This is a genomic window from Ancylobacter sp. TW_SC_1 (assembly GCF_056836805.1).
In genome coordinates this window covers 2,655,592-2,670,342 of the sequence record NZ_CM166365.1, presented here as the reverse complement: position 1 = coordinate 2,670,342, position 14,751 = coordinate 2,655,592, and the positions used below count along the sequence as shown (strand labels likewise).

13 protein-coding genes are annotated in these 14,751 nt (G+C 68.7%); 6 read left to right on the top strand and 7 right to left on the bottom strand.

Going from position 1 to position 14,751, the window contains the following annotated elements:
- Window positions 1-5 precede the first annotated feature (5 nt).
- The 4 genes from AC1PZ7_RS12325 to AC1PZ7_RS12310 all read right to left on the bottom strand — a co-directional run bounded on the left by AC1PZ7_RS12325 (window position 6) and on the right by AC1PZ7_RS12310 (window position 4,820).
- The gene (locus AC1PZ7_RS12325) at window positions 6-1,526 is read right to left on the bottom strand and encodes a TolC family protein (protein ID WP_482355516.1); all 1,521 of its coding nucleotides are present in this window, start codon (window positions 1,524-1,526) and stop codon (window positions 6-8) included.
- A 68-nt stretch (window positions 1,527-1,594) separates the two neighbouring features.
- Window positions 1,595-3,499, bottom strand: coding sequence for an FUSC family protein (locus AC1PZ7_RS12320; RefSeq protein ID WP_482355515.1), 1,905 nt, complete (start codon window positions 3,497-3,499; stop codon window positions 1,595-1,597).
- A complete protein-coding gene (gene mdtN, locus AC1PZ7_RS12315) occupies window positions 3,483-4,532 on the bottom strand; it encodes a multidrug transporter subunit MdtN (protein WP_482355514.1) in 1,050 nt (349 codons plus the stop codon). Before mdtN ends, AC1PZ7_RS12320 begins: the two co-directional genes overlap by 17 nt.
- Before the next feature lie 3 nt (window positions 4,533-4,535).
- Window positions 4,536-4,820 carry a YtcA family lipoprotein gene (locus tag AC1PZ7_RS12310; RefSeq protein WP_482355513.1) on the bottom strand — a complete coding sequence of 95 codons (285 nt, stop codon included), beginning with the start codon at window positions 4,818-4,820 and terminating at the stop codon, window positions 4,536-4,538.
- A 467-nt stretch (window positions 4,821-5,287) separates the two neighbouring features.
- Here AC1PZ7_RS12310 and AC1PZ7_RS12305 point away from each other — a divergent pair, with 467 nt between their 5' ends.
- Both AC1PZ7_RS12305 and AC1PZ7_RS12300 read left to right on the top strand, forming a co-directional pair.
- Window positions 5,288-6,403, top strand: coding sequence for a linear amide C-N hydrolase (locus AC1PZ7_RS12305; RefSeq protein ID WP_482355512.1), 1,116 nt, complete (start codon window positions 5,288-5,290; stop codon window positions 6,401-6,403).
- A 49-nt stretch (window positions 6,404-6,452) separates the two neighbouring features.
- Complete coding sequence (locus tag AC1PZ7_RS12300; RefSeq protein ID WP_482355511.1) at window positions 6,453-7,313, top strand: hypothetical protein; 861 nt, start codon at window positions 6,453-6,455, stop codon at window positions 7,311-7,313.
- Between the two features lie 8 nt (window positions 7,314-7,321).
- Here AC1PZ7_RS12300 and AC1PZ7_RS12295 read toward each other — a convergent pair whose 3' ends face one another.
- The 3 genes from AC1PZ7_RS12295 to AC1PZ7_RS12285 all read right to left on the bottom strand — a co-directional run bounded on the left by AC1PZ7_RS12295 (window position 7,322) and on the right by AC1PZ7_RS12285 (window position 10,445).
- On the bottom strand, window positions 7,322-8,476 hold the full coding sequence (locus tag AC1PZ7_RS12295; RefSeq protein WP_482355510.1) for an ABC transporter permease: 1,155 nt from the start codon (window positions 8,474-8,476) through the stop codon (window positions 7,322-7,324).
- Window positions 8,473-9,396, bottom strand: coding sequence for an ABC transporter ATP-binding protein (locus tag AC1PZ7_RS12290; RefSeq protein WP_482359633.1), 924 nt, complete (start codon window positions 9,394-9,396; stop codon window positions 8,473-8,475). The genes AC1PZ7_RS12295 and AC1PZ7_RS12290 overlap by 4 nt, the downstream gene beginning before the upstream one ends.
- A gap of 71 nt (window positions 9,397-9,467) precedes the next feature.
- Window positions 9,468-10,445, bottom strand: coding sequence for an HlyD family secretion protein (locus AC1PZ7_RS12285; RefSeq protein ID WP_482355509.1), 978 nt, complete (start codon window positions 10,443-10,445; stop codon window positions 9,468-9,470).
- 107 nt (window positions 10,446-10,552) lie between these two features.
- Here AC1PZ7_RS12285 and AC1PZ7_RS12280 point away from each other — a divergent pair, with 107 nt between their 5' ends.
- The 4 genes from AC1PZ7_RS12280 to AC1PZ7_RS12265 all read left to right on the top strand — a co-directional run bounded on the left by AC1PZ7_RS12280 (window position 10,553) and on the right by AC1PZ7_RS12265 (window position 14,748).
- Window positions 10,553-11,041, top strand: a complete 489-nt coding sequence (locus AC1PZ7_RS12280; protein ID WP_482355508.1) for a hypothetical protein — start codon at window positions 10,553-10,555, stop codon at window positions 11,039-11,041.
- Window positions 11,042-11,101: 60 nt separating this feature from the next.
- Window positions 11,102-12,079: a galactofuranose ABC transporter, galactofuranose-binding protein YtfQ gene (gene ytfQ / locus AC1PZ7_RS12275; RefSeq protein ID WP_482355507.1), complete on the top strand. Its 978-nt coding sequence runs from the start codon at window positions 11,102-11,104 to the stop codon at window positions 12,077-12,079.
- Window positions 12,080-12,184: 105 nt separating this feature from the next.
- Window positions 12,185-13,741 (top strand): sugar ABC transporter ATP-binding protein, encoded by a 1,557-nt coding sequence (locus AC1PZ7_RS12270; protein WP_482355506.1) that lies wholly within the window; start codon window positions 12,185-12,187, stop codon window positions 13,739-13,741.
- Window positions 13,742-13,752: 11 nt separating this feature from the next.
- Window positions 13,753-14,748, top strand: coding sequence for an ABC transporter permease (locus tag AC1PZ7_RS12265; RefSeq protein WP_482355505.1), 996 nt, complete (start codon window positions 13,753-13,755; stop codon window positions 14,746-14,748).
- Window positions 14,749-14,751 lie beyond the last annotated feature (3 nt).

The window sequence follows — 14,751 nt, the reverse complement described above, 5'->3', positions numbered from 1 at the left end:
GCAGCTTACCGTGCCGTCAGACTGGCCGACACGTCGCTCGATGTCAGAGCCCCCAGCACGAAGGCGAGGTTGGCCGCCGCGACCAGCGACGCCGCATGCGCGTCGGCCTGCGCCTGCCGGGCGGTGAGCAGGCCGCTATCGGCGGCGGTCGCCACGGTGATGTTGCCGACGCCGCTGCGATAGGCATCGAGCGCGGCGTCGTAGGTCACGGCGGCGGCGCTGGCGAGCGCCGTCGCGGCGCGGTAGGAGGCGAGCGCCGAGCGCAACGTGTCGGCGCTGATCACGATCTCGCGGGCCGCGTCGTCGCGGGTCTTCTGGAAGGTGGCCTCGCTCGCCGCCGCCAGCGATTCCGCGTTCTTGAGTTGCGCCGCGCGCAGGCCGCCGTCATAGAGCGGCATGGTGACGCCCACCAGCACGCCGGTCGCCGATGCCTGCTGGCCGATGGTCGGCAGCCCGGTGGCGCTGAAGCTGGTGTCGCCGCCGGCGGCGACCGCGCCGAGGAAGACCTTCGGCAGGAACTCCGCCTGCGCCGCCGTGATGGCGGACTGGCTCGCCTTCAGCGCGGAGAAGCTGGCCAGCACGTCAGGGCGCCGGGCGAGCGCCGCCTTGATCATCTCTTCCGTCGGAGCCCCAACCGTCGCCGGCAGGCGGCGGCGGTTGGCCTCGCGCACGCGGATCGGCGTCATCGGCGACACGCCCATCGCGCCGAGCAGCATCTGATAGGCGTCGCGCTCGGTGCCCTGCGCCTGCACCAGCCCGAACTGCGCCTGCGCCACCTGCTGGCGCGCCTGCGCGACCTCGACTGTGGTGCCGAGCCCCTTGTCCATCCGCTCATTGGCGGCATCCGCGATCTTGCGGCTGTTGACGAGATTCTGCTCGGCGATGCCGACCCGGCTGCGCGCGGCGCTGTAGAGGAAATAGCTGCGCGTCACGCCGTAGATGATCTTCTGGTGCACGCCGTTGAACAGGATGTTCGCCGCCGTCGCATTGTGCTTCGCCGTCTTGTGCAGGGCGTCGCGCTGGCCGAAATCGAACACCAGCCATTGCAGCGCCACCTGCGGCGACACGCCTTCGATCCTGGTGCTGATCTGGCTGGTGTCGCCGACCTGGACCGGCAGCGGCGCCGAGAAATCCTGCCAGCCGCCGATCACATTGGCCGAGATGAAGGGCAGATAGGTCGCCTCGACCATGCCGGTCGCCAGCGCCGCCTGGCGCGCCTGCTGCCATGCCACGCGGGTGAGCGGGTTCTGGTTCTGGGCGATGTCGATCAGCTCGGGCAGGCCGTAGGCGCGGTCCCGCGCGATGTCGGGCGTCGCCTGCAGTTCCGACACCTCGGGATTGGCCGGCACGCTGAAGACCTTTGCCGTCGACCCCGCCGCCACGGTCGACGGCATCCCGCCATCATCCGCCCCCCCGGCAACGCCGGCCTCGTCGGCCGGCGTCCACGGCGCGGAAGCATCCTGCGGCGCCGTCTTCAGCGCGTTCACCGCGCAGCCGGGCAGCACGAGGCCGGCGAGCAGCAGCAACCACACCCTGCCGGCGCGGGGGTACCGAGGAAGCGGGGAATGTTGGCGGAAGCGGGTCGACATGCCCCTCACCCCGCCGCCAGTCGGGCGATGCGGCCGGTGCGGCCGGCAAGTCCCTCGCCTTCGATGTCGGCCGGGCTGCCGCCGCTCTCCGGATCTGGTGCGCCGGTCCGCGCGGCGTGCCGGTCGCCCATCCGCTTGGCAGCCTCGGCCAGCCGGCGCGAGGTTCCGGCCGGCACGTCGGGAGATAACATCAGCGCCGGCAGCGTGGCGCGGGTCTCGGCCACCAGGCTTTTCAACCGGGCGACAACCGCCGGCGAACGCTGGGACGACGGCTCGAACGGCAGCAGGGCAAGCACCTCCCGCGCGCGGGCCGTCTCCTTCTCCACCAGCGCCGCCGCGGCGACGGCGGTGGCGCGCGCCGCCTGATCCTGGGTCGCCAGCCGCGACAGCGCCGCCAGCGCACGCTGCAGCCGTTGCCGCACATCGACGATGGCGCTCTTCGGCCAGATCTGGGTGAACACGAGATAGACGACGAGATTGCCGAGCAGGATGCCGACCACACGATCCCGCGCGGCGTCCATGTCGGTGCTGGGGCCGAAGCCGTCGAGGATGGTGAGCAGGAAGGCGAGCCCGATCTGCACGCCGCCATAGGAGATGCGCTCGTTGCCCGTCGACACCCAGGCCGCGACGAGCACGCCGGCGAAGACCAGCGCCATCAGCCCGCCCACCGAATCGAGATGGGGAATGACGAACAGGATCGAGCCCAGCCCGATCGCCGCGCCGATCAGGCAGCCGACGATGCGCAGCGCCAGCTTGTGCACCGTCTCGCCGGTCGTGCCGAGGGCGGCGACGTAGCACGTGACCATGGCCGTATGGATCCCCTGCCAGTCGATCACGGAATAGATGATGTAGCAGGAAATCGCCGCGGCGGTGGTCTTGAGCGCGTAGCGCTGGTGGTCGGGATTGGTGAAGGCATCCGGTGCGAGGAAGGGCAGCTTGGCCGCCACGGCGTCGCTCCCGCCATTCGCGCGGGAGAGCCCGGCCAGCGCGTCCTGCGCCGCGTCATAGGCCGCCACGCCGGTCGCGGCCGGGAGCGGCGCGGCGGGCGGGCGTCGTCCGCTCGCCACCGCCGCGGCCGCCGCCCGGCATTGCCCGGCCAGCCGCGCGCGCAGATCGGCGGCGAGGCCGGACGGCAGCGCCGACACGGCAATGAGCAGCCGGTAGCTGGTCGAGGCGGCGCCCGAAAGCCAGCCCATCTCGGCGCCCGGCGCGGTGTGGAACAGGCGCGCGAGCTTCACCTGCTTGTCGGTCGCCTCGCTGCCATCCTTCAGCTGCTCGTCGAGGGGGTTCTCCTCGCCAGCATCGGCGCCCGACGGCTCCAGCGCCTCGGCGGCCGCCTCGAGCCGGCGGGCGAGGCCCTGGCGCAGCAGGCGGTGCGGCGAGGTGCCGAAGATGAGGCAGAACACCGCCATCAGCACCATCGGCATGACCGCCATCTGCCAGGCATAGAGCAGCCCGCGCGTGACGATCTCGCCGGCCGGCACCTGATCCACCAGCGTCAGGATGAAGGCCATGACCAGCGCGATGATGGCACCGATCTCGCCGAGCTGCGAGGCCGAGGACAGGAACAGGAAGCCGAAGGAGGTCGCCGCGATGACCACGATGCGCGCCAGCGGATCGTCCGCCGTCGCCTGGATCAGCGGCGCCATCAGCACCACCACCACGCTGACCAGCAGGGTGAGGCCGATCGCCTGCCCGACGCATTCGGCGCCGTTCGGTCGCATCAGGAAGATGACGAGATAGCAGCTGATCGCCGATTCCGGCACCTTGTAGAGCATCGCCGTGCCGCACACGAGCGCGCACAGCAAGGCGACGCGCCAGGTCAGGGCGGCGCGGCCGGGAAACGGCATGAGATCGCGCCGGACCTGGCGGAAGATGCCCGGCCAGGGCGAGTCAGCAATCCGTGCCATGGTGCACGGTCGCTGTGGCGGACGCGCCGATGCGCATCAGGTTGACGGGGGGATCGAACAGGCGGATGCGGACCGGGAAGCGCTGAGCTACCCGCACCCAGTCGAGGCTCTTGGGCACGAGGGGCATCTTGCGCGGCAGGTTGATCTGCTCGGTCGACTGGACGCCCCAGCCGATTCCCTCCACCCGGCCGCGAATGCGCACGCCGCGGTCGGCCAGCGTGTAGACGGTGGCGCAGTTGCCCACCGCGATGCTGGCCAGCTCGGTCTCCAGAAAGGCCGCCGAGGCGAACCACGCCCCGCTGTCGATCAGCACGAACACCGACTGGCCCGGCAGCACATATTCGCCCACCGCGGTATCGAGGCCGACCACCTTGCCGTCGAACGGCGCCTGCACCTGGGTGTCGCCGAGCGCCCGCTCGGCGATGGCGAGGGCCGCGCGGCGCGCCTCGACCAGCGCGATGGCGGCCGCAGTGTCACTCACCAGCGCGACGGCGGCCTCCTGCTGGTGCAGCGCCTGCTTGAGGCTCACCTCCGCGTCCCGCTTGGCGGTCGCCGCGTCGTCCACCTGCTGGGCGCTGACATAACCCTTGGGCCGCAGCGATTCGAGCCGGCCGAGCGTCTGCGTTGCCAGTTCGAGGTTCTGGCGCGCGCGCGTCACCTGCTCCTGCGCGATGGCCGCGTTGCTGCGCTCGGCGGAAACGGTGCGTTGCTTGTCGGCGAGCGCGGCTTCCGCCAGCTTGAGATCAGCCCTCGCCTGCTCCACCTGCAGGCGGTAGGTGGCGGGATCGAGCGCGAACAGCAGGGCGCCCTTGCGTACCGCCGCGTTCTCGCGCGCCGCGATGGAGACGATCCGCCCCGGCACGGCGGCGGAGATGGCGGCGATGTCGGCCGTCAGCTCGGCATCCTGCGACAGCGGATTGAGTTCAGCGTTGCGGACGAAGCGCCAGCCGAAAAACGCCGCCGCCACCACCGCCAGCAGGCTGACGATGACGCCGAGGCGGCGCCGGGGGCCCGGTTTGCCTTCCTCCTCCACGACCTACCTTCCAAAGCCGACGATGGAGACGAGAAACCCGATGCCGGCCGCGATGCACACATAGATCGGCAGGCGGATGGGCAGCGCGTCGTCGATGCCGACCCGAATGAACACCAGCCGCACCAGCACCGCGCCGAAAACGCCGAACAGGGCACACAGCAGCCAGGAGGGGAAATAGGCGCCGAACAGAGGAATGGCCGGCGCGCCGGCCGATACGCAGCCGGCAAGAGACAGCGATGCCACCGCGATCGTCGCCGCGCGCGCACCCGGCAGTGCCAGCGGGGCCATTGCCGGCCGAACGTGCCGATCAAGCCACCGGCTCAGCCCTCCGGAAAAGGGGGATCCGTGCAACAGCTGCAACCTCCAGCGGAGAACGCGCGAGTCGGCAGTGACAGTGAGAATGGGTACCAAGCCGTTGACCGAATAGCAAATTCCGGCCTTGCCCGTTCGCGCGGCACACGATGGCCAGCCGCGTGCCGGCCGCATATTGCGCGCCGCGCCATGCCTCATCGGGCGCCATATCTGCGCGCCGGCGGCCGCCCTTTGCCGGCCGGACGAAATGTGCCACCACGTGCGGGCGTCTGGCGATGGTCGGATTCGTCCGGCCATGGCGACAGCGAGCCGGTTTTCCGGCCCGGCTCCGGAGCCGGAGCGGGAATTGGCACCGACGTGACAATGCCATGTCGGCGGACCAGGATGCCTCTGTGGCGGGCTACGGAAAACGCAGTCCGTCCAGCACGTAAGGGGAATGCGGGATGTGCACTTCGCTCAGCTATCGGGACGCCGCGGGCAAGGTCTATTTCGGCCGGACGCTCGAGCTGACGATCGATCTGCCCTACCAGATGGTCTATCTCCCGGCCAGCTTTGAGACCGTTTCGGAGGTCGAGGGCCACCCGGCGGTGCCGTACACGTCCCGCCACGCCGTACTCGCAGTCACCATGCCGAACCGGGTTCCCACGCCCGCCGCCCCGATCGGCATTTCCGATCTCAAGGTGCTCGAAGGGTTGAACGATCAGGGCCTGACCTTCAGCCTGCTGTCCTATCCGACGGCGGCCGGCAAGCACCGGTCGGTGGCGATGACTCAGGCCGTGCTCTCCGCCTCCGACCTCGGCAGCTGGTGCCTCGGCCAGTTCGCCACGGTGGCCGAGGTCCGATCGGCGCTGGACGCGCAGCCGATCCTGCTGGTGCCGCTCGCCATCCTCGGCGGGGTCGAATCGCCCTTCCACTACGTCGTGCACGACGCCACCGGCGCCGCGCTGGTGATCGAGTTCAATCGCGGCGAGATGAGCGTCCACGACAACCCCGTGGGGGTGATGACCAACGGCCCCGAATTCGGCTGGCACCTCACCAACCTCAACAACTACACTTTCCTCAGCAACGTCGATCGGTCCGCTGGTAGCTTCGGCGGCTACAAGGCGGTGCAGCCGGATTCCGGCATCGCGACGGCGGGACTGCCGTCGTCGAACACCTCGGTCGGCCGCTTCGTCCGCGCCGCCTATTACGCGCAGTTCACCGAGAAGGCGGCCACACCCGACCTCGCCGTGCAGACGCTGGCGCACATACTGAACAATTTCGACCGGCCGCGAGGCGTGAGCATCGATTATCCGCAGCAGGGCGGCGGCCATATGGAAGTCCAGGGGCTGGAGCAGCCCGGCTCGGAGCCCTACGCGACCGAATTCACCTCCTGGACCAGCCTGTCGGACCTCGACCGCAGGCATTTCTATCTGCGCGACTACCGCAGCCTGAACTTCACCCGTTTCGACCTCGGCGCGCTCGCGACGGTGAAGGAGCCGAAAGTCCTGCCGGTCGGCAAGCTCGACGGCGACGCGGGCGACGCGACGGACGCGCTGAAGCACGTGAAGGCCGCGTGAGCGCCGGCGTTCCCGGAGCGCGCGCCCTGCTCCGGTCCGGGCGCTCCCCATGAAAGGTCATTTCGACCACCCGCTCGGCTTCCGCATGCACATTGCGGGGCCGTGGCCGTTCATCACCTTCCGCAGCTATGTCTTCGCCGGCCGCCACATCATCTGGCGGGCCCGCCAGCATCGAAAGGGACTGGAGCGCGCCGCGCGGGCGCTGGAGACGGCACCGGTCCCGTTCTGGCAGACGCAGAGCTACAACTGGTACACCGGCGGCTTCTTCGCGGTGGGTTCGCTGCTGTTCATGCTCGGCAGCGTGCTGAGCCTGGTTCCGGCCTCCGCAAATGTGCCGGACACGCTGATCAATATCGTCTTCTTCATGGGCTCGATCCCCTTCACCGTTGCGGGGTATCTGCAGCATTTCCAGGCCGCCAACGCGACCGCGTTCAGCGTCGACCCGGCGTCGACCTCGACGCCGCGCCGGATAGCGCTGATCGGCTGGCATCCGCACAGCCCGGGCTGGCTGAGCACCTTCACCCAGTTCCTCGGCACCGTCGCGTTCAATTTCAACACCTTCGACGCGATGCGCGTCGGCAGCGCCTGGTATGAGCAGGATCTCGCGGTCTGGCTGCCGGACATGATCGGCTCGATGCTGTTCCTCGCCTCCGGCTATCTCGCCTTCATCGAGGCGGGCCGCGGCTACTGGAGCTGGCGACCGAGGCAGCTCGACTGGCAGATCGTCTTCGTCAACCTGCTCGGCTGCATCGCCTTCATGATCGCGGCGGTTCTCGCCTATATCCCGCGCGACCCGCAAGCGTGGTGGATCGCGGACATCTCCATCGTCAACCTGCTGCTCGGAGCGCTCGGTTTCTTCATCGGCGCGGCCCTGATGATGCGCGAGAGTGCCTCGGCCGCGCCCGGCTGAGCGATCCGTCAGTCCAACGTCTGGCGGAACCGCCGCACCGCGATCAGCATCGCGATCAGCATGATCAGCCCCAGTCCGAAGATGTCGTGCACGAGGTCGCCCGCCGAGGCGCCCTTCAGCAGGATGCCGCGCACCATGCGCAGATAATGCGTGAGCGGCAGCGTCTCGCTCACCCATTGCGCCCATTGCGGCATGCCGGCGAAGGGAAACATGAAGCCCGACAGCAGGATGCTCGGCAGGAAATACATGAAGGTCATCTGCACCGCCTGCAGCTGGTTCTGCGCCAGCGTCGAGAAGGTGTAGCCGATCGACAGGTTGGTGAGGATGAACAGGCCGGTCAGGCCGGTGAGCAGGAAGAGATTGCCCACCACCGGCACGCCGAACAGCAGCACGGCGGCGCCGAGGATCATCGTCGCCTGCATGGCGCCGACCATCACATAGGGCGCGATCTTGCCGAGCATGATCTCGACCGGGCGGATCGGCATGGCGAGCAGCGTCTCCATCGTGCCGCGTTCGATCTCGCGCGTCACCGACAGCGCGGTGAAGATCAGCATCGTCATGGTCAGGATGGTGCCGAGCAGGCCCGGCACGATGTTGAGCTGTGTGACCGCCGCCGGGTTGTAGCGTGGCTGCGTCCGGAACTCGAAGGGTGGCGGCGCCTTCTCCAGCCCGCTGCCCTCGGGCGCGTCCTCGAGGTTGAAGCGCTCGCGCCGGGTCGCCGTCTCCACCAACGGCCCGAGCGCCGCCAGCGCGCTGGTGGACGCGACCGGGTCGGTGGCATCGGCGGAGACGAGCAGCGCCGGGCTCTCGCCGCGCCGCACGGCCCGCTCGAAGCCGGCCGGAATCTCGACCACGAACAGTACCTGGCCCGAGCGCAGCAGGTGCTCCGCCTCGTCCTCGCTGACCGGGTGGTGGGTGACGGCGAAGTACTTGGTGTTCTCCATCGCGCTCAGTATGGCGCGCGTCAGCGAGGTGTTCTCATAGGCCAGCACGGCCGTCGGCAGGTGCCGGGGCGTGGTGTTGATGGCGTAGCCGAACAGCACGAGCTGCAGCAGCGGAATGGAGATCATCGTCGCGAAGGAAACCCGATCCCGCATGAGCTGGATGAATTCCTTGCGCATCATCGCGCCGACCCGGCGCAGGAAGCCCCCGCCCCAGCTCATTGGAAATTGTCCTTCGAACGGTTCATCAGGTCGATGAACACGTCTTCGAGGCTCGGCTCGTCGGGGCGCCAGTCCAGCTCCGGCCGCTGCAGGAACGGCGCGATGGCGACCTCGAGCGCCGTGCGGTCGCGTCCGCCGACATGCACGCTGGTGCCGAAGGGGGCGACGAGCTCGATCCCCGGCACGTCCGCCAGCTCGCGCGCCAGCGCGGCCGGATCCGGGCCCGAGACGCTCCAGGTGACGAGGTGCGAGGCGGCGACGACGCTCTCGACCGTGCCCTGCGCCAGCAATTCGCCATAGGCGACATAGGCGATCTCGTGGCAGCGCTCGGCCTCGTCCATGTAGTGTGTGGAGACCAGCACGGTCAGCCCTTCCGCCGCCAGATCGTGGATCTTGGCCCAGAACTCGCGCCGCGCCTTGGGATCGACGCCGGCCGTCGGTTCGTCGAGCAGAAGCAGCCGGGGCTTCGGCAGGATGCAGGCGCCCAGCGCCAGCCGCTGCTTCCAGCCGCCCGAGAGTTCGCCCGCCAGCTGCCGGTCGCGCCCTTCCAGTCCGAGGTCATGCACCGCCTGGCGCGCCGCCGCCGCCGGATCGGGCACGCCATAGACCCGGGCGACGAATTCGAGGTTCTCCCGCACCGACAGGTCGGCGTAGAGGCTGAATTTCTGCGTCATGTAGCCGACGTGACGGCGGATCTCGCGGCCCTGCGTGAGGATGTCCATGCCCAGGCAGGTGCCGCGCCCCTCGTCCGGCGTGAGCAGGCCGCAGAGCATGCGGATGGTGGTGGTCTTGCCGGAGCCGTTCGGCCCCAGGAAGCCGTAGATCTGTCCGCGCCGGACCCGCATCGACAGGTTGCGGACCACCTTCTGCCCGCCGAAGCTCTTGCTCAGTCCCTCCACGTCGATGGCATAGGAGGACATGTCGGCACCTGCCGGCGCCGCCCCTGCCCGCGCGTCCCGCCGTTCCTCGCCGTCGGGCGACCCCGCCCCGCTCATTGCGCGATCTCGATCGTGACCGGCTGACCCGGACGCAGCTTCGAGGGATCGTCGGGCCTGGCCTCCATCATGAAGACGAGCTTCGAGCGTTCGTCGAGGCTGTAGATCACCGGCGGCGTGTATTCGGCGCTGGAGGCGATGTAGCTCACGCGCGCTTCGATGCTGCTGTCGCAGCCGTCACAGGTCACGGAGACCCTGGTGCCGAGCTGGAACCGGGGGAGAGCCGGTTCGGGCACGAAGAAGCGAACCTTGATCAGTTCCGGCGGCAGGATCGAGACCACCGGGCGGCCGGCCGGCACGAGTTCGCCAAGCCGGAAATAGACGGTTTCGACCGACCCGCTGACCGGTGCGATCATCCGCCGCCGGTCCAGCCGCACCTGCGCCGACGCGAGCGCCGCGCGCGCCGCCTCCACCGCCTTCTCGGCGGAGGCGATCTCGTCGTCGCGGCCGGCGAGCTGGGCAGCCGCGATCTGCCGGCTGACCTCGTCGAGCGACGCTTCGTTCTGGTTGTAGGTCTGTTGCGCCTCATCGAGCGCCGCCTTGGAGGACACCTGCTTGGACTGGAGTTCCCTCTGGCGTTCGAGTTCGAGGCGGGACAGCTCCAGCGCCGCCGCCGCCCGCCGCCGGCTCGCCTCAAGCACCGCCACTTCCGCCGGACGCTTGGTGGAGGCCTTGATGTTGGCCAGGTCCGACAGCGCCTGCCCGAGACTGGCCTCGGCCGACTTGATGTCCGCGGCTTGCAGATCCTCGTCGATGGTAAAGAGCGCGGCGCCCTTCTCGACCCGGTCGCCCTCATCCACCGCCATGTCGACGATGCGGCCAGCCTCGTCGGGCCCGACAAAGATGAAATCGGCCTCGGCATAGCCCTGGAACCTCTCGGGCCCGGACACGACGAAGAAAGCGGCCGTCGAAAACAGAATGAGGGTGAGCACGACGACGACCATGTTGGTCGGCAAGCGGAAACGCGGCCTCATCGTACCTCCAGCCCAATCTGGCGAAGCGCGGCTCGCCACATGGCCTCTCGCACACCCTTCCTCCATAGCCCTGGAACACGCAAGTATAAGCTGCCGGCCTGCTGCCGATGAACGGATTGCGCTGTCTGGATGCTTATCAAATCCGCAAACGTATCACTCGCAGATCATCGGACTTTAACGCCGTTCCGCCCATCGACGCGCGGCTACTGCGCCATTGCCATCCAGATTACAGACGAGCTTGCGTCGCGAGCGACGATCTCACGACGTTTCTGGCAAGAAAAATGTTGGTATCGTTTTCCGATCGCACGTCGGGATGGATGATGGGCACGGCCACCATCGTTCTACCGATTTTATGCGCAAAATACGGCATCTTATCGTCTCGAGTCGACATGATGACACACAAGGTCTTCGAAACGATCGTATTCGACGAACCTTTATTGACGCTCGACAACAGCAACGGGACTATCACCGACCTGATCCGCTTCGTATGGAACAGCACCCGGAACGGATCCTTCTGGCGGGCCGGCGACGGGCGATGGCGCGCTCATAAAAAGTCAAACAGTATGACTATTCAGATCGCCACTCCTGTGGCATAGATTCCTCGCCGAAAGCGCCCGCAAGTGGTGTGCCGGCAGGACATCACGGGAGAAACGCCAATGAATTTCAAGGCCTTGCTGCTCGCGACCGCCCTCTCGGGCACCCTCGCCGGCACGTTCGTCTCCGCTGGCGCGCAGGCCGCGGACCTCACCATCGGCTTCTCGCAGATCGGCTCGGAATCCGGCTGGCGCGCTGCCGAGACCACCGTCTCCAAGGAAGAGGCGAAGAAGCGGAACATCACTTTCAAGATCGCCGACGCCCAGCAGAAGCAGGAGAACCAGATCAAGGCGATCCGCTCCTTCGTCGCCCAGGGCGTGGACGCCATCTTCCTCGCCCCGGTCGTCTCCACCGGCTGGGACTCGGTGCTGAAGGAGGCCAAGGAAGCCAACATTCCGGTCGTGCTGCTGGACCGCGACATCGATCCTTCGGGCAAGGACCTCTATCTGACCGCCGTCACCTCCGACAGCGTGCATGAGGGCCGCGTCGCCGGCAAATGGCTGGTCAAGACCGTCGGCACCAAGCCGTGCAGCGTGGTCGAGCTTCAGGGCACGGTCGGCGCCAGCGTCGCCACCAACCGCAAGAAGGGCTTCGAGGAAGGCATCGCCGACCATGCGAACGTGAAGATCGTGCGCAGCCAGACCGGCGACTTCACCCGCGCCAAGGGCAAGGAAGTGATGGAGAGCTTCATCAAGGCGGAAGGCGGCGGCAAGAACATCTGCGCGGTCTACGCCCACAATGACGACATGATGGTCGGCGCCATCCAGGCGATGAAGGAAGCCGGCCTCAAGCCCGGCTCCGAGGTGCTGACCGTCTCCATCGACGCGGTGCCCGACATCTTCAAGGCCATGGCCGCCGGCGAGGCCAACGCCACCGTCGAGCTGACCCCGAACATGGCCGGCCCGGCCTTCGACGCGGTCATCGCCTTCAAGGAAAAGGGCACGGTGCCGCCCAAGTGGATCCAGACGGACTCCAAGCTCTACACCGCCGCCGACAACCCGAAGGCGGTCTACGAATCCAAGAAGGATCTCGGCTACTGAGCCGGCCGCGCCGCGGGCACCGTCCCGCGGTGTCCGCCCTGCCCGGGCGAGCCGGCCCTCCTCCTGCCGGCTCGCCACGGCCGCCCTGTCGCCTCCGAGGCCGCCATGCTTGCTTCCCATCCACCCGCCTCGCCCGCCACCGACGGCGGGCGGCCCCTGCTCGAACTCGCCGGCTTCTCCAAGGCCTTCGCCGGCTTCGTCGCGCTCGACCAGGTCGATTTCACGCTGCGCCGCGGCGAGATCCACGCCTTGCTCGGCGAGAACGGCGCGGGCAAGTCGACGCTGATCAAGGCCATGACCGGCGTCGTCACCCGCGATGCCGGCAGCATGCGGCTCGAAGGAGCCGAAATCGCGCCGCGTTCGGCCGAGGAAGCGACCCGGGCCGGCATCGCCACCGTCTATCAGGAGGTCAACCTGGCGCCGAACCTCACGGTCGCGCAGAACCTCTATCTCGGCCGCCAGCCGAGCCGGTTCGGCTTCGTGCGCGAACGGGAGATGCGCCGCCACGCGCAGGTGCTGCTGGCCGAGTTCGGCCTGTCCATCGACGTCTCGGCGCCGCTGGAGACCTATTCGGTCGCCATCCAGCATATCGTCGCCATCGCCCGCGCCGTGGACCAGTCGGCGCGCGTGCTCATCCTCGACGAGCCGACCGCCAGCCTCGACGCGCATGAGGTCGAGGTGCTGTTCGCGGTCATGCGCCAGCTCAAGGCGCGCGGCATCGGCATCGTCTTCGTCACCCACTTCCTCGATCAGGTCTATGCCGTCTGCGACCGCATCACCGTGCTGCGCAATGGCCGCCTCGCCGGCTCCGCGTCGGTTGCCGAGCTGCCGCGCATCGACCTCGTGCGCCTGATGCTGGGACGCGAACTGAGCGAGGCGACCTCGCGGCGCCCGCCCCGCAGCGCGCAGCCGGACAGCACGCCGGTCGCCACCTTCGAGGGCTTCGGCAAGGCCGGCGACGTCGCGCCCTTCGACCTCACCCTGCGCGCCGGCCATGTGGTCGGCCTCGCCGGCCTGCTCGGCTCGGGGCGGACGGAGACCGTCCGCCTGGTCTTCGGCGCGGAGCGGGCCGATTGCGGCACGGCCGAGGTCGGCGGCGTGCCCGTTGCCATTGCCTCGCCGCGCGAGGCGATGCGGCTGGGCTTCGGCTATTGCCCGGAGGAGCGCAAGACCGAAGGCATCGTCGCCGAATTGACCGTGCGCGAGAACATCGTGCTCGCCCTGCAGGCGCGGCGCGGCGCCCTGTCCCCGCTCTCGCGCCGCGAGCAGGACGAGATCGCGGCCAGGTTCATCCGCCTGCTCGACATCCGCCCGCCGGACCCGGAGCGGCCCATCGGCCTGCTCTCGGGCGGCAACCAGCAGAAGGCGCTGCTGGCGCGCTGGCTCGCCACCGCGCCGCGCCTTCTCATTCTCGACGAACCGACGCGCGGCATCGATGTCGGCGCCCATGCCGAGATCATCGGCCTGATCCGCGACCTGTGCGCGAAAGGCGTGGCGCTGCTGGTGGTTTCCTCGGAGCTGGAGGAAATCGTCACCTATGCCGACGAGGTGATCGTGCTGCGCGACCGCGTCCATGTTGCCCACCTCACCGGCACCCAGATCGAGGTTCCCGCCATTCTCGCCGCCATCGCCGCCGATACGCCGGCGATGGCGCACGCGTGAGGGAGGTCCTTATGTCGCTTCGCCTGCCCCGCGTCGGCACCTCGCAGCTCGTCGCCCTTCTCGTCATCCTCGCCGCCAACTGGGTGGTGTCGCCGCAGTTCTTCGACATCCGCCTGCAGGACGGGCGGCTGTTCGGCAGCCTGATCGACGTGTTCAATCGCGGCGCGCCGGTGGCGCTGCTCTCGCTCGGCATGGTTCTGGTCATCGCGATGCGCGGCATCGACCTGTCGGTCGGTGCGGTCATGGCGATCTGCGGCGCCATCGCCGCCAGTCTCGCGGACAGCCATCCGCTCCCGATCGTGCTCGCCGCCGCGCTCGGCACCGGCCTCGCCTGCGGCCTGTGGAACGGGCTGCTCGTCGCGGTGCTCGGCATCCAGCCCATCGTCGCCACGCTGATCCTCATGGTGGCGGGGCGCGGCATCGCCCAGCTCATCACCGAGGGGCGCATCGTCACCTTCACCTCGCCGGACCTCGCCTTCCTCGGCGGCGGCTCGGTGCTCGGCCTGCCCACCCCGGTGGTGCTGACGCTCGGCATGACCGGGCTGACCCTCGCCATCGTGCGCGGCACGGCGCTCGGACTGATGATCGAGGCGACCGGCGGCAATCCGCGCGCCAGCGCGCTGGCCGGCATCGGCACGCGGCTCATCACCGTCGCGGTCTATATGTGGAGCGGCCTGTGCGCGGCGCTGGCCGGCATCGTCGCGGCGGCCGACATCCTCGGCGCCGACGCCAACAATGCCGGGCTGTGGCTGGAGCTCGACGCCATCCTCGCGGTCGTCATCGGCGGCACCTCGCTGTTTGGCGGCCGCTTCAGCGTGATCCTGGCGGTGGTCGGCGCGCTCATCATCCAGGCGATGAACACCGGCATCCTGCTCTCAGGCTTTCCGCCCGAAACCAATCTGGTGGTCAAGGCGATGGTCGTGCTCGCCGTGCTGCTGGCCCAGTCGCCGCGGCTGGGCGCCCATATTGCCGGGCTCGGCGTCCTGTTCCGCCGCGGCCGCTCGTGAGGA

Excerpts from the sequence above, each read along its gene's own strand:
- AC1PZ7_RS12320 (WP_482355515.1), bottom strand. The coding sequence starts at position 3,499 with ATGGCACGGATTGCTGACTCGCCCTGGCCGGGCATCTTCCGCCAGGTC.
- AC1PZ7_RS12310 (WP_482355513.1), bottom strand. The coding sequence starts at position 4,820 with ATGGCCCCGCTGGCACTGCCGGGTGCGCGCGCGGCGACGATCGCGGTG.
- AC1PZ7_RS12305 (WP_482355512.1), top strand. The coding sequence starts at position 5,288 with ATGTGCACTTCGCTCAGCTATCGGGACGCCGCGGGCAAGGTCTATTTC.
- AC1PZ7_RS12300 (WP_482355511.1), top strand. The coding sequence starts at position 6,453 with ATGAAAGGTCATTTCGACCACCCGCTCGGCTTCCGCATGCACATTGCG.
- AC1PZ7_RS12295 (WP_482355510.1), bottom strand. The coding sequence starts at position 8,476 with ATGAGCTGGGGCGGGGGCTTCCTGCGCCGGGTCGGCGCGATGATGCGC.
- AC1PZ7_RS12290 (WP_482359633.1), bottom strand. The coding sequence starts at position 9,396 with ATGTCCTCCTATGCCATCGACGTGGAGGGACTGAGCAAGAGCTTCGGC.
- AC1PZ7_RS12285 (WP_482355509.1), bottom strand. The coding sequence starts at position 10,445 with ATGAGGCCGCGTTTCCGCTTGCCGACCAACATGGTCGTCGTCGTGCTC.
- AC1PZ7_RS12280 (WP_482355508.1), top strand. The coding sequence starts at position 10,553 with ATGAACGGATTGCGCTGTCTGGATGCTTATCAAATCCGCAAACGTATC.
- ytfQ (WP_482355507.1), top strand. The coding sequence starts at position 11,102 with ATGAATTTCAAGGCCTTGCTGCTCGCGACCGCCCTCTCGGGCACCCTC.
- AC1PZ7_RS12270 (WP_482355506.1), top strand. The coding sequence starts at position 12,185 with ATGCTTGCTTCCCATCCACCCGCCTCGCCCGCCACCGACGGCGGGCGG.
- AC1PZ7_RS12265 (WP_482355505.1), top strand. The coding sequence starts at position 13,753 with ATGTCGCTTCGCCTGCCCCGCGTCGGCACCTCGCAGCTCGTCGCCCTT.